Raw genomic sequence first — 20,931 nt, 5'->3', positions numbered from 1 at the left:
AAGGCTTGGGCCGGTTTCGGCGATTTTAAGCTCGGCTTTGGGCAAACCCCTTTTGCAAAACGCCCTGCCGATAATATTTACTGATGTCGATACCGTAATCCTGCGGCCGAACGATCCCTTTTATAGTCAGCACATTGCCGCGCTTGTCGAGTACCATTTCGGCCAAATTGACCACTCCTTCTTCGACCGGCTGCCCTTCCGAATCGAGCAAAATGATGACCTTAGGCCTCAGGCGCGCCAGCTCGTTGACTTCGACCACAATCGCAATTGCGCCATTGGTCATCTGCACCAGACTGCCCGGCGGATAAACCCCCAAGGCTTCGATAAATTTGACGACCAGCCGACCGTCCAACTGGCTGCCGCTCAAATTCGACATGATGCTGGTGGCCTCCAGATGAGTCCGGCCCTTTTGATAGACACGGTCGCTGGTCATTGCATCGTACATATCGACAATCGTCACCATCCGGGTAAACAACGAAATGCCTTTGTCTTTGATCCGCCGCGGATAACCTTTACCGTCCAGGGTTTCGTGATGGGTTAAAGCCGTTTCGATCGCGCCCAAATACATATCCGAGCTCGATTTCAACAACTCGTGACCCAGCGAGGTATGCGAACGCATAATTTCCATTTCATCCTCATCCAACTTGCCGGGCTTGTTTAAAATCTCAAGCGGAATCAACATCTTGCCCATATCGTGCATCATGCCGCACAAGCCTACCAAATTCAGGTTGGACACCGAAAAGTTCAGGTGCCGGCCCAACACAATGGACAAAGCGCAGACGTTCAAACTATGTTGAGCGGTATATTCGTCCCGGTTTTTCAGCTGGCTTAGCCAAAGAAAAGCATCCGGCGAATGCAAAATACTGTTCACGCATTCGGCCACGGCAGCCTTGGCGGCCTTAGTATCGACGCCCTCGCCGCGAGCGATACGCTCCATAAAATCGGAAACCAGCTCCCCCATCTCCTGGTAAACCGATTCGGCCCGTTCGATTTCCTTTTCGAACACGCTCAATTTCGGCGGTGGCGGCGGGAAATCGGCGATGCTGTCTAAGGATAGATTTTCTTGCCCACCTTTGTACTCGACTACTTTTTTACGGCTCTTGGTGACGTCGATATACACGTACTCGCAAACCTCGCGCACCTTGCGAATATCGTCATCGGTTTGCAATTCGAAACCCTGAAACAAAAACGGACTGTCCAGCCAGGGCCGGTCCAATTCGATCACATACATGCCCAGCTTGAGCTGAGCCACCGGCGTATAAACCCGCTGGTTAACGTCGTAAACGTTGACAGTGCTCTGTACCGTTTTTTTCTTGTTGCGACGGAACGGCCACCAATTTGTTATAGGCATGTGATTCGATTTACCGAAGAAGATGGAATGCGCTTTCCTGACCAAGGCGAAATCGCCGTCATCTGGCGCCAGCCGAATTGGGCCGGATAATACCGGTATGTCCAGCGTTACCCAAGTTTTCCGCCGTGCGCTAGCTCTCGTTTCCGAGATGGAAACCTATCGTACCGGCATAACCGGCCACGACATAAAAGTAACATAATTTATCAGCGGACAGACGGCCCGACTAGCCGAATGGAGGGCTGCGGTTGCTTGGCCCGCAATCCACCTGGCATTCCCCTGGCCTTGAACCGGTAGGATTTGAGTTTGGTTGCTTCAGACCCGCCGCACGAAAGCCGAAACCATACCGTTACCTGTTGCCCACGATGGCACAGAGCCGAGCGAATGGCGTCGCCAAGCTTCGACAGCTAAAACGGAACGCCAATAGAAATAGGGCCGACTGAATCGTTAGTGGGTTAAGCAAAGCCGAAACACGGCGGCAACTTGTTTCAGATTTTCATCTTGGCGAGCTGAGCCTCGAATTCTTCGAGCGTCATCGCCCCGCTTTTACCGTAGCGCTGGTGTCCTGCATCAAAGAAATAAGTCCTCGGCAACTCTCCATACCAAGCCGGATCGATCTCATAGCGCAATTTTTCCGAATTGTCCCCGCTAAAAGCCCAATTTTCCATACTGCCAAGCTTATGAGTGTCGACGATCCGCTGAATCTCGGGCAAGGCATCCCCCTCGTCGGCCGCCAGCATCACGATCTTCAACGCCGGGTGTTTGTCGTGCAATTGATTGATGGCCGCCATGTCCCTCAGGCACGACGGGCAATCCACCGACCAGATCGCCAGCATCAGCGGCTTGCCGGCATTCGCCGCCAGAATTTGCTGGTAACTGCCGGGGATGAAGGGTTTTATCGGTGTTTGATCGGCCGGCGCATACGCAATGTGGCCCAGCACTAACGCAAATGTAAAAACGATTTGCCTAATTGTCATTAATTGTTTCCCCTGGAAAATGAATCGATTGAATCAGGCGTCCCCCGACTCGAACTGATTCGCTTGCTCTAACGCTCACCCCGACCCATTTTACCTCTATATCCAGGGCGACCGACATCCAGTTTAGTTCGGAGACCTGCCGCGTAAAAATCACTCAAACACTATCCCGTCATTTGTAAAGATTTCCTTACACAGAATTACATTATTTAACATAGATTAATTATAAGTCGAGCTCGCGGAACTCACCTCCGGCAATTCTCCAGGAATAAGCATTAATGCCTCACTGGGCGTAGCGCTGAAGGCACTCGAAAGTGTCGTCAATCGCGACTCCATAAACCGTAACAAGCAAAGAAATCACACCAAACCATGCATATCACGCAGTTGAATAAGTTATTTAACATAGTTTTTTAACTTATCACGAAATTTATTCAATAAAATCAATATATTATTGTTTGGCTCGAATCCTGCTTACGCGACAGCACCGCTCATCAATTGGCGACGCGCATCGCATCGGACAGGTCTGGCACCTCTTGGTAGATAAAGGCTGGCTGAAGCCCGCAGCCTCAAGCTGAAGTTCAATGCTCTTATGAGTTCGACAACGTTTGTCGGCGGAATCGCTGGTAAATGAAACATACATAACAACAACAGAGATTACGCGTGAAGAATCGAAAATACTCATTTAGTTACGTTCCATACTCTTACTTGCCAAGAAGTCCTTTATCTACCGCGATTTTGTTAGCGCTATTCGCCGGCAATGCCGCCGCGGATAACACCCAGAACAAGAGCAATCCAAATCAAAGCGTAAAAGAAGCGGACGACCCAACTCAGGCTAAACCAGCCAAGAAAACCCAAGTCTCGTCGGACAAAGTGGCTGACAACATTGATGTCATGGAAGAGATGGTGGTCACTGAAGCCGTAGCCAAGGATTCTCACTTCACCTCTCCGTCGACGCGATTGAAACGGGCCGACATCGAACGGCAGAACGCCCAAACCACCGAAGAGGCAGTCAAATATCAGCCGAGCCTGCAAATCCGGCAACGCTACATCGGCGATCCAAATGGCGTGCTCGGCATCCGCGGCGCCGACATGTTCTCGACCGCGAGAAACATGGTTTACGCAGACGGCTTACCCTTGCACAACCAATTGCAGGCCTCGTTTAACGGCGCCCCACGTTGGTCCATGGTCGGCCCTAACGAAATCGATGCAGTAGACGTGGTATACGGCCCGTTCTCGGCCGAATACAGCGGCAACTCGATCGGAGGGGTGGTAAATATCAAAACCCATATGCCGATGAAAGAGGAATACTATGCCGAGACCAGCTATTTCGTGCAGCCCTGGGAGAATATAGGCGCCGACAATGGTACCTTCGACGGCAACCGGCAGTATTTCTCTTACGGCAATCGTTTGGACAAGTGGTCTGCGTTGTTGTCTTATAACCGCCTGGAAGCCGAAAGCCAACCGATGAGCTATTTCATCGATAATAGCGGTCTACGTACTCCGGTGGGCTCACCAATTTCGGTCACCGGAGCGGTTCCGGTATTGGATACTCGAGGTACGCCCAGCTACATTTACGGCGATACCGGCCCCGAACTGGTCAATACCGATCTCGTAAAGCTGAAATTAGGCTATGACATCACCCCGGATCTGCAAGCCATTTTCACCGGCGCGTTTGAAGAACGTACTCGTAAAAGTGAATCGCCGCGGAACTATTTAACTAACCACAACGGCGCCGGTTACTACGGCGACAATAACAATAATTCGCGAGACGCCGTCTTTGACGGCCGCGCATTCAACGTCATCAATCGCGGCTTTGGCCCTTCCGAGGACGAACGTCAGACCATGCAGCTCGGTATGCAATTGAAAGGCGCCATATCCGAAAGATGGGATATCGATACCACATTCAGCTACCTCGACGTAATCAAGGACGAACGCCGATCAGCCTTCTTCTCTCCTAACGACCCACGCAATCAGGACACCGGCCAACTGCAGGTATTCGATGATTTCAACTGGAAAAACTACGATTTAAAACTAAGTACGAGAGAACTGTTCGGCTGGAAGCCGTTGGAGTTTCTGACCGGTTACCATTTCGACAACTACAACTTGAACTTCAAGCAATTTTCCTTCAACAGTTACAACGACAACCGGGTCGGCTCGGAGACCGTTAACCGACGCAATCAAGGCGAAGTGACCACCAACGCATTTTTCGGCCAGTTCGCTTACCATTTTGCACCGGACTGGGATTTGACCTTGGGCGCTCGCTACGAATGGTGGCTCGCTTCCAGCGGCGTAGGTTCCAACACACCGCTACCGGACCGCAGCGACGATGCGATTTCGCCGAAGGCATCGCTCGGTTTCGAACCCGGCCCCTGGAAATTCCGTTACTCGTTCGGCAGAGCCTACCGCTTTCCAGTTATTGCGGAGATGTACCAAAACCTTGTCAACAATAACAACATTACGACCGCTAACGCCAGCCTGAAGCCGGAAGACGGCTGGCATCACAATTTCATGATCGAATACGGGCTCGACTCCGGCTACGTAAGAGTTAACGTGTTCAGGGACGACATTCGCAATACGATCCAGCAAGTCCGCACTGCGAGTGGCGTTATCACGGAAAGTGCATTCCAGAACATTCCTGCCACCAGCACCACTGGTGTGGAGTTAATCTACGATCAAGAGCGGGTGTTGGGCTCCAAGTTTGACTTTAACTTCAATGCCACCTGGATGAACGCGATTGTCGAAGACGGCGGCCCCGATGTCAGCTTTCAGGAGGCCTTCAGCTCTACACCTACCAGTTTCAACCTTACCGGCAAACAGCGTATCCGCCTGCCCGAATGGCGCTTCAACGCGTTGACGACCTATCACGTCAACGAGGCCTGGGACTTATCGATGGCCGGCAGATATACCAGCGATTCGTTTAACGACATCGACAACAACGATAACGTGAACAATGTCTTCGGTTCCCAGGACGGTTTTTTCTTCCTGGATTTCAAAACCAGCTACCGCTTCAAATACGACCTATTGGGTAAACCGGCAAAAAGCCGGGTGTCTTTCGGTATCAACAACTTGACCGACAAAACCGCCTATGTCTTCCATCCTTATCCGCAACGGACGTTCTTCATCGAAGGTGCAATAAGTTTCTGATCTGCGCGTATTGGCATTGGCGAATCCACGCCGGAAAACCGAAGTTTGGCTCTGCCGCCTATATTTACGGTTTTCCGGTAGTGGCAAGGATTGGGCAACGTTAAGTGACAATGAAACCCTGCTTGCAAGCCGATAGTTTTGGGTTTCAAAAAAACCTTTCGGATACAACGAAACTTGATTATTCAAGTCACCTGCTGGGTTTCGCGTTGCTCTACTCAGCCTACTACACGATACAGAGGTAATTCACCATGCCCCAAACGTTGGAGCAATTCGGTCGCTTGGCAGTTAAGCAGCGCGCTAACCCTCTCATTGCGGGACCGTAGATCCGGTAAACAATGCGCACCACGTCGTTCGCACTTGGTGCGGTACGTAAACTCAACGCACCCTAAGTCTGCTATTAGCATTTTTGATTTGTCTGACGGTTCTGAAGCCCAAACCCACCAGCGCCTCTCCCCTCAATCCTCCGGCCCAAAACACTGCTGATAGTCCTTGCAGACTTCGCAGGACGGCGCCCGGCAAACGTACAAACCCTCGGCTTCGCAGAGCTGTTTGTACAAAAATTTCTTCCATTTCATATCTTTGCTGTTGCGTGCCACTAGCTCAGGAAAGTTGTGGGCCAGCATCGCCGACAGATCGGCGCGCGACCACAAACCCAAGTCCTGCCATAAATGATCGCTGCCCAGGCAGGCGGCGACGATCAGCGCGATCAGCCATTCGGTATCGGTGCCCGGTTGCGCGGCGAATTGGCGCAATAGCGTTTCCAGATCCTGCTTTTCCAGCATCCGGCTGTAATCCAGCGTAAGGCCCGACACAGCGGACTCGGCCAATGCGTACCCGGGAAAATGGCTGGCCAGCAACGCGACGAATTGCTCCGGCGCCAAACCCAGCCGATCCGGCAAGGCGCCCTCTCCCACCGCCCAACTGGCGATGATTTGCGCCAGCCAGACGCTGTTGGGCGACCGGCCGGCGCACGCCGCGAGTTCCTGCTGAATTTGCTGCCGTGACTTTGGCGTAACCGCTAGACTCGGAATGGTTTGGGTCGGTTCTAGAGCAGGCATGCAATTCATTTCGGTCCTCCGGCGTTTAGGGATGGAACGGACTAATACTCAACGCGGATGTCTTCGTCCCTGACGATCATCTGGCAGGCCAGCCGCCATTCGCAGGGCAGATCGTCGACGATCATTTTCTCCAGCTCTTCGCCGGTGACCTTGCCGAGCTGTTTCAGCACCGCTTTTTCTTTCTCGGTCAGCGGGCCGCCCATGCGTTGGTTTTTCTTGTCGATACTGGTGACTTTGACCAGACAGGTACCGCATTCCCCGTCTTCGCATTCGAAGTGGATGGGGATCTTGTTCTCCAGCGCCAGCTTCAACACGGTTTGGGTGTGGCTGCCGGCGACGGCGTAAACGGTTTTATCCCGGTATTCCGGGCTTGAAAATGTGACTAATGCCATGTGTTGTCTCCTTGAACGGCTTACACCGGTTTGACGGAAATTTCGCCGCCCAGCACCTGCGCCTGACAGGCCAGACGGTTGTGCTTGCCGGCCATGTTTTCCCGCAGAATTTTGTCTTCCAATACCGAGGGTTCGGTCAGATGATTCCAGCCCGACGTCACTTTCATGATGCAGGTGCCGCAATCGCCCTCTCGGCAACCGTAGGTAATGCCGGAACCGACCTTCTCGGACACTTCGATGATGCGAGTGCCGGCGGGTACGGTGACGGTGACATTGATGTCTTCGAATGTAATGGTCGCTTTGGCCATTGAAAAAACTCCTTACGCTGTTTAAGTGTCATCTCGGCAACCTCCAATCTGAGGACTGCCGTTTTGGAATCCGCAAAGATTCCCGATTCCCGCCCGCTCGAAAGCCGGCGGGGTTCGCCTATCCGTCCTGGGATCGGCTTAGCCGGCCTACTGCACCGGCTCAACGCGTGACGTATGTCTAAAACTGTTGAACACGCATCCGGCTCAGGCCAGATCCGCAAAATTAATCACTTTCGATAAGCGGGCGCCGGTCAACTCCTGCGCCAGTTCCAAGCCAAAGGCCGTGCATTCCAGGATTTCGTCGTCGGTCGGGATCAATTTCACCCGCAAGCCCGGAATCGGCACCCGCAATTTCAGGCCGCGCAAGCGGTCCTCGACCAGACGCACGCCCTCGCCGGTCCAGCCGTAGGAACCGAACACGCCGCCCAGTTTGTTCTTTAAATTCACCACCGCCAGCGACGACAACAAGTCCCAGATCGGCTTGACCGCGTCGCCGTTGATGGTCGGCGTGCCCAACACCAGGCCGTCCGCTTCCTCAATCAGATCGACGAAGGGCCCGACCTCGCCGCCTTCCAGGTCGTACAGCGACACCCGCACATCCTCGACCTGCATCGCTCCCTGGTAAATCGCCTCGGCCATGCGCCGGGTGTTGCCGTAGGAACTGATGTAAAAAATCAGCAGGGTTTTCTGGTTGGGGCTGAGTTCGTTGTGCAAGGCCGGGCTGGACAGTTGCCGGTAGCGCTGGATGTAATGCTGCGGCCGGTCGCGCAGAATCGGGCCGTGGGTCGGCGCGATCAGCGTCAGCGGCAACGGCTCGATCAATTCCAGCGCCCGCACCACGTACTCCTTGAACGGCCGCATGATGTGGGCGTAGTAATATTCGAACGAGAAGCGGAAATCGCCGACGCTGTCGTTGAACAGACGCTTGTCGCAGAAATGGCAACCGAACACGTCGCCGGAAAACAGCATCTTTTCTTCCGGGGAATAGGTGCACTGGGTATCGGGCCAATGCAGATACGGCGTGTGCAAAAACTCCAGCCGGCGGTCGCCCAACGATACCGAATCGCCGGTCACCACCGGCGTAAAGCTCAACGCGTCCTGCTTCAGCAGGCCTTTCAGCATGGTTTGGGCTTTTTGGGAAATGAACAATTGCGCCTGCGGCGCCCGCCGCATCAGTTCCGGCAGCGCCCCGGTATGATCCGGTTCCAGATGGTTGAGGACGATGACTTTGATTTCGCTGTAGTCGGCGACGCTTTCCAGCCGGGCAAAAAAATCACCGGCGAAGCCTTCCTTGACCGTGTCGATTACCGCGACGCCTTCGCTGCCGCGGATGACGTAGGCGTTGTAGCTGGTGCCGTTGGCGGTTTTTAAAATGATGTCGAAGATGCGCAGATTGGGATCGAAGGCACCGACCCAATACACCCGCTCGGACAGCGGCACGGCAATCGGTGTGCCGTCGTCGCTTTCCAGCTTGACGCCCTTCATGGCCCGTACGCCTCGGCGCGGGCCTGGCGCGGGCAGGTCTCCAGGTCTCTGCCGCTGGGCGCCGATTTCAATCCCAGCCAGGCATCGACTTCGGCTTCGTCGAAGCCGGACACCCGCCGCAGACCGGATTCCATCAACGGCCGCCGGATCAACAAGGGTTGTTCCACCATCAACGCAATCGCCTGCTGTTCGTCGAGTGTTGCCGGGTCGATCAGTCCCTGCTTGATCGCCGGCGCGCTGCGGTTAAACCATTCCGCGACCGGCTTGTCGCCGAAAAACGAACGCAGCTTGACCTGCTGCTTGGCCCAGGGCTGCTGCAACAAGTCGTAGACCACCAGCAAATGGCCGGCTGCGCTCAATAGCTGCTTTTGCCGGGTGTTATTCAAACAGCCCGGCTTCTCGTAAAAATGGACGGTAGCCATAGCCGTCAGTGGGCTTGGAGTTCCGCCATCACCTCGGCCATTCTCTCCGGTGGAATGCCGGTCAACGAACCGGGCGGATTGATCGCCAAACCGTTTGCATCCAGGATCGCACCCTCGATCGGGCAGATGCTGGCGCATTGGGTGTCCTGGTAATCGCCTTCGCATTCGGTGCATTTGTTCGGATTGATCCGAAAATGTCCGGCTTTGCTGGACATGAAAATCGCCTTGCTCGGGCACAAAGGCTCGCAGGCGTAACAGTTGACACAGGATTCAATGATTTGTAGAGCCATGACGTTCGTCCTATGCAGGCCGGGTTACGGCCGTAACCCGGCATTGGATTCGATGGCCGGGTCGCGCGTTAACGCTAACCCGGCCGAGGTTTATTAAGCGGTTGCCCGCTCTTCGGTAGCGCTCTCGTCCAACTTGCCGGCGGCGGCCAACTCTTTGTAAACCGCCATCACCGCATCCTCGATCGGTTCCATCGCGTGCTCGCCGTTGGGTTGGATACCGGCTTGTTCCAGCATGTCCCAGGGCTCGTAGCCGATTTTGGAGCACAGCACCACTTCGCAGCCTTCCAGGGCCCGGATCGTACGCTGCAACACGCTCTCACCGTCGCCGCAAGTGTCGTCACCGCTGCAGTACAAATCGGTTTTGCGGTGGCTCATGAAGCGCACACCGTCCGGCGAGGCTTCGTAGATCAGGAACTCTTTGGCATGGCCGAAGTGCTGGTTGATCACGCCCTGGCCGCTGGTGGCGATGGCCATCAACACCGGACGAGTATTGAGCTTGGGCTCGTCGGCATGGCCGGCGGCTTTTTCAGCTTTGGCGGCGCGCTTGCTATGCATTTCCTCGGCAATCGCTTCGTGGATGACTTTGCGTTTTTCCATCGCCGATTGGTAATCGATTTCCATCGCCTCGATCTTGTCCATCGTGAACTCGTCGCCGCGGTCTTCGCCCAGCAAACCGACCGCGTCAGCCCGGCATTGGCGGCAGTGGCGCATCATGTTCATGTCGCCTGAGCAGGCGTCTTGCAGATCCATCAACTCGTCCTGAGTCGGGCCGCGTTGGCCCATCACGCCGTAGAAAGTGCCGTGTTCGGCTTCGGCGATCAGCGGCATCACGTTGTGCAGGAAAGCGCCCTTGGCTTTGACGATTTTGCTGACTTCAGCCAAGTGTTTATCGTTGACGCCGGGAATCATCACCGAGTTGACTTTGACCAGAATGCCGCGGGCCGTCAGCATTTCCAGGCCTTTTTGCTGCTGCTCGATCAGAATTTTCGCGCCTTTGACGCCCTTGATCCGCTTGTTCTCCCAGAAAATCCACGGATAGATTTGAGCGCCGATTTCCGGATCGACGCAGTTGATCGTGATCGTCACGTGGTCGATGTTGTGTTTGGACAATTCCTCGACCGATTCCGGCAAGGCCAGACCGTTGGTGGAAACGCACAGTTTGATGTCCGGCGCTTCGGCACTCAGCCGGCGGAAGGTTTCGAAGGTGCGTTCCGGATTGGCCAGCGGGTCGCCGGGGCCGGCGATGCCGAGTACGGTCATTTGCGGAATGTTGGCTGCCACCGCCATGGTTTTTTTCACGGCTTGATCGGGAGTCAGCAACTCCGATACCACACCCGGACGCGATTCGTTGGAACAATCGTATTTGCGGTTGCAATAATGGCATTGGATGTTACAGGCCGGCGCCACCGCGACGTGCATCCGGGCGAAATAGTGGTGGGCGTCTTCCGAATAGCACGGATGGTTTTCCACTTTGGCCCGGATCTCGTCGGACAAGTGGCCTAATTGGTCGTCCGATGAGCCGCAGGAGTGGGAGGAGCAGCCGCCGCCGCTGGCCGCTGGAGTTTCGTTCAAAACTGGCAATTCCATGATCTTCACCTCGCTTAAATGGGTTGCAAGAGAGATAGCACAGGCCATGCCAGTTATTTTTCGATCGTAACCATATGATTTATTGGATTTTTCAAATCAAGCAACCTTCAACTTGTCGCAAATATCACATGCCGATGTTTGTAAGAGCACAAACCATCGCGTCGAATTGTCGAAATTTCGGAAACCATTGGGATTTGCGGTCGGATATAGCCTGGCCCAACGCGGCAAGTTCGCGACGAAAACCCTACTTATTTTGAGTGTGGCGCCACAATCCGTGTGATAGACTTCACATAAATCAACATTCGCCTCCCCGGTGAATAGGGCTGCGCTGCTGGCCAACGGATAACGCGTCTACGACCTTAATATGGAGCTGGGCCAACGCTTATGAACAGGTTTCGTTCTCCCGCCGCGATGGGCGTTTTAGGATTTTCGGTCCGGTTGGGCGTAGCGTTTCTGTCCTTGCCGGGGCCGGCCCTTGCCGCGGTCTGTACCTGGGAGGGCGGCGACTCGGTCTGGTCCACCCCCGGTAACTGGAGCTGCGCGGCCGTGCCGGGCAATGCCGACGACGCGCTGCTGAATACGGACAACAACCTGGATCTGGATGTTGCCGCCACCGTCCAAAAATTCACCCTGGCTTCCGCCAGCGCCGTACTGCAAGGTAGCGGGACTTTGACTTCGAACAGCGCATTCGATTTGCGGTCCGGCACGGTCAGCGGTAGCGGGGTTTTAACCTCGAACACGACCTACAATCTGCAATCCGGTTCGATCGAGACCGCGCTGGCGGGTAACGTCGGCATCAACAAAACCACCGCCGGCACGGTAACCCTCAGTGGCGACAACAGCTACACCGGCACGATCCAGGTCAACGCCGGGACCTTGATTTTCAACGGCAGCGGCAACCACACGCTTACCGGCAGTTATACCGACGCCGGCGCCTTGGAATTTCGGCGGCACCAACCAGTTCGCGACCGGCGCGACAATCGCCACCACCAATTTGACCTTCAGCGGCGATAGCAACCAGATCACCAGCGGCGGTACCAACACCCTGAACGCAGCGCTAACCGCGACCAATGCGACTTTTAGCGGCGCCGAAAACGTCGACACCACCAATATCAACGCCGGCCACACCGTCAGCGGCACCACGACAATCAATGGCGGCAAAGTCAATTTCGCCTCATCGACGCCGGCGATATTGGGTCAAACCCTGGTGATTAACGACGGCCACGTCACTTTCGCGGCGGCCGTCACCGAAGTCGACCAGTACATTCAGACCGGCGGCACCTTATCCGGACCGGGCGAATTGAGAGTGTCTTCGACAACCTTGTCCGGCGGTTCCATGCTCGGACCCGGCAAATTTATCATCGACGGCAACGGCGGCACTTCGACCAACCTGCTGTTGACCGGCAATTTCCAATTGGATAACCAATCCACCTTGATCAACAGCGGCAATGTCGTGGTCGCCGCGACCGCCGCGCTGCAAGGCAACGGCAGTGTCGGCGGCCAGTTGGTCAACCAGGGTACGCTAGGCGCCAATGGCAACAACCTGGTGTTGAACGGCCCGGTCACCGGCAGCGGCGCCTACGTCCGGTCCCTCTCCCGCAGGCAGCGGCGCACCGGCAAGCGCTGACCGCTCCGGCCAGGCGCCCGGCGCCACGCCCAGTTCCGGCGCGCTGTCGATCAATCTACAAAGCGACCGGGACAGCCCGCCCGATTTGTTGTCGTCGTTCAAGAACCTGGGTTTTTTCCTCAACGGCCAGTTCGAATGGGCGGACCGCAGCTCGACACTGGTGCAGCGCGGCTACCGCTCGGCGCTTTACGGCGTCACGGCCGGCGCCGACTACCGCTTCAGCCAGCGGTTTTTATTGGGTACCTCAATCGGTTACGGCAACACTTACGCCGAGGTCGCCAACAACGGCGGCGACCAGTCCATCGGCGGCTATACCGCATCGCTATTCAGCTCGTTGAATCTGACCGACAACTGGTATATCGATGCCGTCGGCAACCTGACTTACAACCAATACCATACCAACCGCACCACGGCCTATACCGACGCCAACGGCAATGCCGTCAATGAAACCGCAAAAAGCAAAACCGACGGCTGGCAACAGCAGTTCAGCCTGTCCAGCGGCTACGATTTGCCGGTCGGCGAGTGGACCTTCGGTTTGCGCGCCCGCGGCGAATACGCGCGTATGTCCATCGCCGGACGGAAGGAACACGGCGCCAATTTGGGCATGAACCTGATTATCGACGACCAGCAATACGATTCGCTGACCAGCGCGGTCGGCGGCGCCGTCATGCGCAGCTTCAGCCTGCCGTTCGGGGTGCTGGTGTCGCAAATCAACGTCGAATACGAGCGGCAATGGATAGATAAGTTGCCCAGCATGAAAACCGGCTTTGCCGACCAGCCCAACGTCAAATTCACCACTGCGTCCTACGTGGTCGACCAGGATTATTTGAACGTCAGGGCGGCGGTTTCCGCGCAGCTGCCCTACGGCGGCTCGGCCTTCGTGCAGTACGATACGACCTTGGGCCTGGAGAACACCTCGCGCCACGCCATCAATGCCGGGGTAAGGTTCGAGTTCTGATGTCGGGGCCGGAAATAAGCAGAGTGGAGAGGAGATTTGTTTAGAAAACCCCCTCCGCCCCCTGGTAGCTGAAGAGAGGAAGCGATTGCAACAGGGCTGTCGCAATCGGGGAGATTATTGCTTAACGCCGTTCGTCGGCCTCCTCGCCGATTTCCCATTCCTCGGTGGCAGTCTCGATGATCTTGCCGCTGGCGGCATCGACTTCTATCTTGGTTTCGACGCCTTTGTCGTTGACGATATCGAATTCATAAGACGCGGCGCCGTTTTCCTCGATCTCATATTCGACTTCTTCTATGGTGCCGGGATTGGCTTTCAATGCGGTCGCCGCGGCGTCTTCTTCAGTAACCTTGACGCTCTTTTTGAAGGCCTGACTATTCGGATCGGCGACTTCCGATTCCCGCTCGGTCAATTTGCCGCTATCGGCGTCGCACATGAATTCCCATTCCTGACGGTTGCCGTCGCGTAGTTCCAGTTCGTAAACACCCTTGCCGGCCACGTTCAACTTCTCCAACTTGACCAAGTCGCCGGATTTTTCTTTTTTCACCGCCTGGATACAGCTTTCCAAACCCTGATCGGCCGCCACCGCACCCAGCGACAACAAACCCAAACCGACCATTACCGCGGTTTTTACCGATATCTTCTTCATAACTCACCTCACATAAAAAAAGGAAAAATTCCCGAACGACGGGAATCATACCCTTCAACCCGAGATCAAGCCATGGCTTTGGGCAAATTTTTTCATCGCGTCCCGACCGTCCAAGCCAAGTTTCAGCTTCAACGAGGTCTGACAGTTGGAAACGGTCTTGGAACTGATGCCCAACTGCTCGGCGATGTCTTGCAAGGCAAATCCCTCGGCCAACATGCAAAACACGTCGAACTCGCGCGAGCTCAATGCGTTGAACGGCTCCAACAAGCGCTTGACGTGGCGGATCGCCAAGACTTGGGCGATATCCGGGTCCAGATAATAGGCCCCGCCCTGAACTCGATGGGCTATTTCGGCCAGACGTTGCGTATCCGTACCGAAATCGGCGACTCCAACCACGCCAGCCTGCAGGTAGGCCAAGGCCCGGCTGCCGCTAACACCCGACACGATCAATGCCCGACAATCGGGAGCCAGTTTGCGCATCTCAGCCACTTGTTGTTCGACACCAAGCCCCGCCCGGTCGGCAAACGCTACCACATCTGCTTGCAAGCAACCGCGCGTGTCACTTTGGCTCAAATCGGCACAAGGCGCAAACGCCAGTTGCACGCCAAGCTCGGCTAACACGCCGGCATCGATCGGATAGTCAAATAACGCGGACTGTACCATCAACAAACGGATGGGCACGGCATCTCCTTGACGAGAAAGAGGGACAAATTCAGGTTCTAGACCAGCGGAAATTGTATGCGTTATGCCGATGAATTGGCAGCGGAACGGCTTATCGGCCGATATTAACGTGCAATTGGCGGGAGTTGGCTTCCGTAAGGCGGACGAAGCGTCGAGGCCGGTCCGATTTCAGAAAGTTTAGCGGCCGCAGGCCGATAAAAAACGCATCCTTGCGTGGCGACATCCATGCCGCTCCAGTCCACTCGACATTAGCCGACCGGTTTCCGAAAACTAAATTCAATATTTGCAGCGGACGTTTTCGCAGCCTCTACGCGGCGCCTAATTACACCCTGCGCCGGGCACACCTTGGCTGCCGGCGAGTCCCCCAATCCGCTAGGGCCGGCATCAAACGGGAGTTGATTCGATATCCAAACTGGCCGAATTGGTCGCAGATACGACGCGAATCCATTGTCTTACTCCATCGCTCAGGAAATCCTCCCGAATTCCAGAATCAATGCGTTCTTGACCGAGTTCGGGAGTTTTTCCCGTGCGCCCGGCAAAAGACTGCTTGCGCTGAGACCAGCGCAACGCGAACGGTAGTAGCGTTTACCCTCTCCGGCGCAGCTCAATACAAGCGCTTGCGAAACAACCAGCCGGCGCAGCTCAGACAGAACAGGCCGATGATCGCCAGCGGCCAGTATTGGTCAAGCAAGTCGGCGGTCTGCAAGCCTTGCAGAAACACGCCACGGATGATGACCAGAAAATAGCGCAGCGGATTGATCAGGGTGAAATGCTGCACCAGCTCGGGCATGTTTTCGATCGGCGTGGCGTAGCCGGACAAAATCACGCCGGGCACGATCACCAGAAAACCGCCGAGCAGGCCCTGTTGCTGGGTCAGCGACAGCGACGAAATCATCAGGCCGACGCCGATCACCGAAAACACGTACAACACGATCCCCAGATACAGCGCCGGCAGGCTGCCCAGCAACGGCACCTGGAACCAGAACACGGCAAAAAAGATACTGAGCGAGGCCTCCAGCACGCCGATGATCAGGCCCGGTATCGCCTTGCCCAGCAGAATTTCGGTCGGGGTAAACGGCGTGACCAGCAGTTGGTCGAAGGTGCCCTGCTCCCGCTCGCGCGCCACCGACAAGGCCGAGACCGTCATCGTCACCACCAGAGTCAGCAGGCCGACGATGCCCGGCACAATGAACCAGCGGCTTTCCAGATTGGGGTTGAACCAGGCCCGCACGATCAGTTCCGCCGGCGGCCCGGCCTGGCCGCGGCCGGCCGCCCAGTCATTGTTGAACCGGCTCAATACCGAACGCAGATAACCCTGGGCAATCTGCGCGGTATTCGAATCGCGCCCATCCAGCAACACTTGCAGACTGGCCGGCTGGTGCCCGCCGAGCAGATCGCGGCTGAAATTACGGCCGATGTGCAACACCAGCAACACCCGCTTGCTGTCCAGCGCGGCGGCGATCTGCTCCTGCCGGGTAATCCGCAGCTCTTCGCGGAAGGCCGGCGCGCCGGTAAAGCGGGCGATCAAATCCCGCGCCACTTGTCCGCTGTCTTCGTTGTAAATCGCAATCGGCATCTGGTTCAGATCGAAGGTGGCGGCGTAGCTGAGCACGAACAATTGCACCAACGGCGGCACGATCAGCACGAAGCGGCTTTTCTTGTCGCGCAGCAAATTCAAAAATTCTTTGGCCAACAAGGCATAAACCCGCCACCACATGGTTTACTCCAAGCGGCGCGGCGCGCGCCACAGGGCCAGGGCCAGAAAGGCCGCGGCCATCACCAACAAGGCCAGGGCATTGGGCAGAATCACCTCCCAGACGTCGCCGGCCAGGAACACGGTCTGCAAAATTGCCACGAAATAGCGCGCCGCAACCAGATGCGTGATCATTTGCACCGCCGGCGGCATACTGTCGATATTGAATATAAAGCCGGACAGGATAAACGCCGGCAGAAAGGTGACGATAATCGCGATCTGGCCGGCGACGAACTGGTTTTTGGCGGCAATCGAAATCAACAGGCCCATGCCCAACGCCGCCAGCAAAAACAAGGTACCGGCCAGCAGCAAAACCCACAGCGAGCCGGCCAGCGGCACCTGAAACAAAAACACCGCCATGCCGATCGACAACAACATGCCGCCCATGCCCAACAGGTAATACGGCAACAGTTTGCCCAGCAGCACCTCGCGCACCGTCACCGGCGTCGAAATCAACGCTTCCATCGTGCCGCGCTCCCATTCCCGCGCCACCACCAATGCGGTCAACAAGGCGCCGATCAGGGTCATGATCACGGCGATCAAGCCCGGCACCAGAAAATTGCGGCTGCGCAACGCGCTATTGAACCAGATCCGCGCTTCCATCTGCACCGGCCGGTTTACCGTCCGGCCGTTGGCTTCGGCATCGGCGCCCAGCCATTTGTCCCACACGCCCTGCACGTAACCGGACACCAGCCTGGCGGTGTTGGCGTCGACGCCGTTCAGAATAACTTGAATCGGCGCCGGCGCGTTGGTCTGCAAACGCCGGGCGAAATCGTTTTGCAGATGGACGATGCCGTTGATCTGCCGCGCCAGCAAAGCCGCTTCCGCCTCACGCAGATTGGCGAAATAGCGCGGCGCGAAATAGTCGGACTGCGCGAAGCCGCCGGCAAATTCGCGCGCGGCCGGCGAGGTTTGCTCGATGACCAAACCGATCGGCACCTGTTTGGCGTCGAGCGAGACGCCGTAACCGAACAGCAACAGCAGGAACACCGGCATCGCGAACGCAATCGCCAGACTGCTGGGATCGCGCCAAACTTGCAGGAACTCCTTGCGCATCAAACCGCGCAAACGCAAACCGAAACCGCTCATCCGCCGGCCTCGCCGCCGGCTTCGACCAGCCGGATAAAGGCGTCTTCCATCGTCGTTACCGGCTCTGCGCCGCCGGCCTGGCTGCGCTGTTTGATCTCGGCCGGCGTGCCGGCCGCGAGAATGTCGCCTTCGCGCATGATCAGCAAGCGGTCGCAATATTCGGCTTCTTCCATGAAATGGGTCGTAACCAGAATCGTCACGCCCTGGGCCGCCAATTGATTGATCCTGGCCCAAAATTCGCGCCGCGCCAGCGGGTCGATGCCGGAAGTGGGTTCGTCCAGAAACAAGATTTCCGGCTCGTGCATCAACGCGCAGGCCAACGCCAAGCGCTGCTTGTAGCCCAGGGGCAGATCGGCGCTGTTATGCTCCAGAAAGGCTTGCAAGCCGAACTGGCGCACCGCCCAATCGATCCGCTCCCGGCGCCAGCCTTGATGCAGGCCGTAGGCCTGGCTGAAAAACTCCAGGTTCTGCCGGACCGACAATTGGCCGTACAGCGAGAATTTTTGCGACATGTAGCCCAGCCGGGCTCGGGCTTGCGAGGCGGCACGGCGCAAATCCAGCCCGGCCACCTGCAAGGTGCCGTTGCTGGCCGGCAGCAGGCCGCATAGCATGCGAAAGGTCGTGGTCTTGCCGGCGCCGTTGGCACCCAACAAGCCGAAGATTTCGCCGCGGCCGACCTGAAACGACAGTTTTTTCACGGCCTGGAACCGGCCGAACCAGCGGTCGACCTGATCGACCTCGATCACAGGAGCCTGCTTGCCGTCGAGTTTGGCGCCTGCGCCGTGAGGGTTGAAACAAACCGTCTCCGCATCCGCTACGCTGCTGCGGCGCCGGGTCAGCAACAAAATAAAGGCATCCTCCAAACGCGGCGCCACCGGCTGGCTGACCACGGTTTCGGCGCCCGGAAACAACTTGGACCAATCCGGCCGGCTACCCGGCCTGACCACGGTGCGTACCGCGCCACTTTGCACGACGCTGTCGACCACGTCGGGGTGCGCCGCCAAGCGTTGTTGCAAGGCCCGGTTCGAGGTGCGGGGGCTGGACAACAGGAAACTGCAATCGCTAGCCAGTGCGTGGAATGCGGCCGGCGCGTCCTGGTGCAGGATTTCGCCGCGATCCAGCAACACCACCCGCTGGCAGCGTTCGGCTTCGTCCATGTAAGCGGTGCTGAGCAATACCGTGGTGCCGAATTCTGCCACCAGCGTGGCGATGATCTGCCACAACTCGCGGCGCGACAGCGGATCGACGCCGACCGACGGTTCGTCCAGTAGCAGCAGCCGCGGCCGGTTCAATAAAGTGCAGGCCAAGCCCAGCTTTTGCTTCATCCCGCCGGACAAGCGGCCGGCCAGTCGCTCGCCGAACTTGGCCAGATTGGTCATCCGCATCAAATCGGCGAAGCGGCTTTGGCGCTCGGTTTGCGCAATGCCGTACAGATCGGCATACAGTTGCAGGTTCTCCTGCACGCTGAGGTCTTCATAGAGGCCGAAGCGCTGCGGCATGTAGCCGATCAGACTGTGCAACTGGCCGCCGGCCGTGATGCTATCCAAACCAAAGCTTTCGATGCGGCCGCGGTCGGGCAGCAGCAAACCGGCAGCCAAACGTAGCAACGTGGTTTTGCCGGCGCCGTCGGGTCCGACCAGCGCCGTGATGCCGCCGACCGGCAAGGCCAGGTCGATGTCGCGCAAGGCCGGGCCGGTATCGGCAAACGACTTGCTTACCGCGGCAAAGCGCAGCGCGCAGGCACTAGCGGATTGGTTCACGGCCGTGGGCCGCAGCCGGGTTGCGCCAACGCTTGCTGCCGGGTATCGATCGTCACGCTGACCGGCATCCCCAAACGCAACTGGTCCTGGCTATCGCAGACGAATACCCGGATCTGGTAGACCAGGCTGGTGCGCAGTTCGCTGGTTTCGACGCTTTTGGGAGTGAATTCGGCGGTCGGCGAGATATAGCCCACCCAGCCGGGATAAGCCTTACCGGGAAAGCTGTCGCTGTAGACGCTGGCCGGCGCGCCGGGGCGAACCTTGCCCAGATCGGTTTCGGCCAGATAGGTCCTGGCCCACAGCGGCTCCGGCAGGGCCAGGGTCAGCACCGGCGTCTGCGGGCCGGCCATGTCGCCCGGTTCCAGGATGCGGTTTTGGACGACGCCGGTCTGCGGTGCGTAAAGGTGGGCGTCGGTCCAGGATTTTTCCGCCAGTTGCAGCGCGGCGCGGTCGGCCTCGACCTGGGCCTGCGCCGCCCGGATGTCCTCGCGCCGCGGTCCGATCTCGGCCAGTGCGTATTGTTGCTGCAAGGCGTGCAGACTCTCCCGCGCCGAATCGTATTGGGCCTTGGCACGATCCACCGACTCTACGGAACTGAGTTTGCGCGCCACCAGGGTTTTCAAGCGGGCCAGCTCTTTTTCCGCCAGCACCACGGCGGCTTCGGCGGCTTTGACATCGTTACCGGCTTTGCGAATTTCCTGCGGCCGGGAGCCGTGCAACAACTTGTCGAGCTGGTGTTGGCGCACGGCCAACGTCGCCGCCGCCTGATCCTTGGCATATTGAAAACGTTCCAGCGCTTGCGTCGCCAACAACTGGCCGCGTTCCACCCGCTCGCCCTCCTGCACCTCGACCCGCTCGATCCGCTCCGGGTCGCGAAAACTCAACTCGACCTGGCGGATATCGATATTGCCGTGCAGCAGCAACACATCCGGATCGTTGCCGTTTCGGCGTCCCTGCCAGCCCAGGCCGACTGCGCCAACCGCGATTAACCCACCGATAATCGCCAACCTTCGTTTCGTCTCCACGCTCCGCTACCCGCCTGTTGTCCCGAAGCCTGCAGTATAGCCAATGGCCGAGTACAGGTTAAGACGCTGGATGGGGTGCTTGTGGCGAGCCCCGTTGGGACCGATTGCGCAAAAGATCCGTTGGTCCGCTGCGAATAACCTGGAGCCGGAAAGCCGCACTTTGGTTTTGTCCGGCATTGATCAGCCCAAAGCAGGCAGGGTGTTGTGAGTTTAAGACCAGCACCAATCGCGAAAGATGCGCTTCACTCTGTTCAGCACATATATGGACTCCTCCCCAATTGCAAGCCAAGTGTTATCAAAATTGATGTTTCCAACAGAGATCAAGATTGCAGCCATATATTCGGTCTCTTGATGAAGGTACTTGATAGGCCTTCGGACCCTGAT

The 20,931-nt window shown here is 57.1% G+C and carries 19 protein-coding genes; 4 read left to right on the top strand and 15 right to left on the bottom strand.

Translation table 11 applies throughout. The annotated features are described in order from the left end of the window. Positions 1-25: 25 nt before the first annotated feature. Both AC0IM9_RS11465 and AC0IM9_RS11460 read right to left on the bottom strand, forming a co-directional pair. Positions 26-1,351, bottom strand: coding sequence for a cyclic di-GMP phosphodiesterase (locus AC0IM9_RS11465; protein WP_482804081.1), 1,326 nt, complete (start codon positions 1,349-1,351; stop codon positions 26-28). 485 nt (positions 1,352-1,836) lie between these two features. Then, positions 1,837-2,325, bottom strand: coding sequence for a TlpA family protein disulfide reductase (locus tag AC0IM9_RS11460; protein ID WP_445372771.1), 489 nt, complete (start codon positions 2,323-2,325; stop codon positions 1,837-1,839). A 702-nt stretch (positions 2,326-3,027) separates the two neighbouring features. Between AC0IM9_RS11460 and AC0IM9_RS11455 the strand changes: the two genes are divergently transcribed. Continuing rightward, positions 3,028-5,466 (top strand): TonB-dependent receptor, encoded by a 2,439-nt coding sequence (locus AC0IM9_RS11455; RefSeq protein WP_482804080.1) that lies wholly within the window; start codon positions 3,028-3,030, stop codon positions 5,464-5,466. Between the two features lie 455 nt (positions 5,467-5,921). Here AC0IM9_RS11455 and AC0IM9_RS11450 read toward each other — a convergent pair whose 3' ends face one another. The 7 genes from AC0IM9_RS11450 to nifB form a co-directional block, all read right to left on the bottom strand. Further along, positions 5,922-6,524, bottom strand: coding sequence for a nitrogen fixation protein NifQ (locus AC0IM9_RS11450; protein WP_482804079.1), 603 nt, complete (start codon positions 6,522-6,524; stop codon positions 5,922-5,924). A 41-nt stretch (positions 6,525-6,565) separates the two neighbouring features. Beyond that, positions 6,566-6,916: a 2Fe-2S iron-sulfur cluster-binding protein gene (locus AC0IM9_RS11445; protein ID WP_140913110.1), complete on the bottom strand. Its 351-nt coding sequence runs from the start codon at positions 6,914-6,916 to the stop codon at positions 6,566-6,568. Between the two features lie 20 nt (positions 6,917-6,936). Continuing rightward, the gene (locus AC0IM9_RS11440; RefSeq protein WP_054763155.1) at positions 6,937-7,224 is read right to left on the bottom strand and encodes a 2Fe-2S iron-sulfur cluster-binding protein; all 288 of its coding nucleotides are present in this window, start codon (positions 7,222-7,224) and stop codon (positions 6,937-6,939) included. 204 nt (positions 7,225-7,428) lie between these two features. Next, complete coding sequence (locus tag AC0IM9_RS11435) at positions 7,429-8,709, bottom strand: FprA family A-type flavoprotein (RefSeq protein ID WP_140913109.1); 1,281 nt, start codon at positions 8,707-8,709, stop codon at positions 7,429-7,431. Continuing rightward, positions 8,706-9,131: an ArsC/Spx/MgsR family protein gene (locus tag AC0IM9_RS11430; RefSeq protein ID WP_140913108.1), complete on the bottom strand. Its 426-nt coding sequence runs from the start codon at positions 9,129-9,131 to the stop codon at positions 8,706-8,708. The genes AC0IM9_RS11435 and AC0IM9_RS11430 overlap by 4 nt, the downstream gene beginning before the upstream one ends. Positions 9,132-9,136: 5 nt before the next feature. After that, complete coding sequence (locus tag AC0IM9_RS11425) at positions 9,137-9,421, bottom strand: 4Fe-4S dicluster domain-containing protein (RefSeq protein ID WP_140913107.1); 285 nt, start codon at positions 9,419-9,421, stop codon at positions 9,137-9,139. Between the two features lie 93 nt (positions 9,422-9,514). Continuing rightward, on the bottom strand, positions 9,515-11,008 hold the full coding sequence (gene nifB / locus AC0IM9_RS11420) for a nitrogenase cofactor biosynthesis protein NifB (RefSeq protein ID WP_140913106.1): 1,494 nt from the start codon (positions 11,006-11,008) through the stop codon (positions 9,515-9,517). Positions 11,009-11,392: 384 nt separating this feature from the next. Between nifB and AC0IM9_RS11415 the strand changes: the two genes are divergently transcribed. The 3 genes from AC0IM9_RS11415 (at position 11,393) to AC0IM9_RS11405 (ending at position 13,593) form a co-directional block, all read left to right on the top strand. Continuing rightward, a complete protein-coding gene (locus tag AC0IM9_RS11415) occupies positions 11,393-12,022 on the top strand; it encodes an autotransporter-associated beta strand repeat-containing protein (protein ID WP_482804078.1) in 630 nt (209 codons plus the stop codon). Then, positions 12,003-12,635 carry a hypothetical protein gene (locus AC0IM9_RS11410; RefSeq protein ID WP_482804077.1) on the top strand — a complete coding sequence of 211 codons (633 nt, stop codon included), beginning with the start codon at positions 12,003-12,005 and terminating at the stop codon, positions 12,633-12,635. Before AC0IM9_RS11415 ends, AC0IM9_RS11410 begins: the two co-directional genes overlap by 20 nt. Before the next feature lie 85 nt (positions 12,636-12,720). Then, positions 12,721-13,593, top strand: coding sequence for an autotransporter outer membrane beta-barrel domain-containing protein (locus AC0IM9_RS11405; RefSeq protein WP_482804076.1), 873 nt, complete (start codon positions 12,721-12,723; stop codon positions 13,591-13,593). 121 nt (positions 13,594-13,714) lie between these two features. On the opposite strand, the gene AC0IM9_RS11400 is transcribed toward AC0IM9_RS11405, so the two are convergent. The 6 genes from AC0IM9_RS11400 to AC0IM9_RS11375 all read right to left on the bottom strand — a co-directional run bounded on the left by AC0IM9_RS11400 (position 13,715) and on the right by AC0IM9_RS11375 (position 20,547). Continuing rightward, positions 13,715-14,239, bottom strand: a complete 525-nt coding sequence (locus AC0IM9_RS11400) for a PepSY domain-containing protein (protein WP_278212781.1) — start codon at positions 14,237-14,239, stop codon at positions 13,715-13,717. A gap of 54 nt (positions 14,240-14,293) precedes the next feature. Next, entirely contained in the window at positions 14,294-14,920 is a 627-nt protein-coding gene (locus tag AC0IM9_RS11395; protein ID WP_482804075.1) for a LuxR C-terminal-related transcriptional regulator, read from the bottom strand. Positions 14,921-15,524: 604 nt separating this feature from the next. Then, positions 15,525-16,637 (bottom strand): ABC transporter permease, encoded by a 1,113-nt coding sequence (locus AC0IM9_RS11390; RefSeq protein ID WP_482804074.1) that lies wholly within the window; start codon positions 16,635-16,637, stop codon positions 15,525-15,527. Between the two features lie 3 nt (positions 16,638-16,640). Then, the gene (locus AC0IM9_RS11385; protein WP_482804073.1) at positions 16,641-17,762 is read right to left on the bottom strand and encodes an ABC transporter permease; all 1,122 of its coding nucleotides are present in this window, start codon (positions 17,760-17,762) and stop codon (positions 16,641-16,643) included. Beyond that, positions 17,759-19,522, bottom strand: coding sequence for an ATP-binding cassette domain-containing protein (locus tag AC0IM9_RS11380; RefSeq protein ID WP_482804072.1), 1,764 nt, complete (start codon positions 19,520-19,522; stop codon positions 17,759-17,761). The genes AC0IM9_RS11385 and AC0IM9_RS11380 overlap by 4 nt, the downstream gene beginning before the upstream one ends. Continuing rightward, the gene (locus AC0IM9_RS11375) at positions 19,519-20,547 is read right to left on the bottom strand and encodes an HlyD family secretion protein (RefSeq protein WP_482804071.1); all 1,029 of its coding nucleotides are present in this window, start codon (positions 20,545-20,547) and stop codon (positions 19,519-19,521) included. The genes AC0IM9_RS11380 and AC0IM9_RS11375 overlap by 4 nt, the downstream gene beginning before the upstream one ends. Positions 20,548-20,931: the final 384 nt, after the last annotated feature.

Source organism: Methylomonas sp. Uni0011, assembly GCF_056850255.1.
Note: the sequence above shows the minus strand (reverse complement) of the source record. Positions and strands in the feature narration are given on the sequence as shown.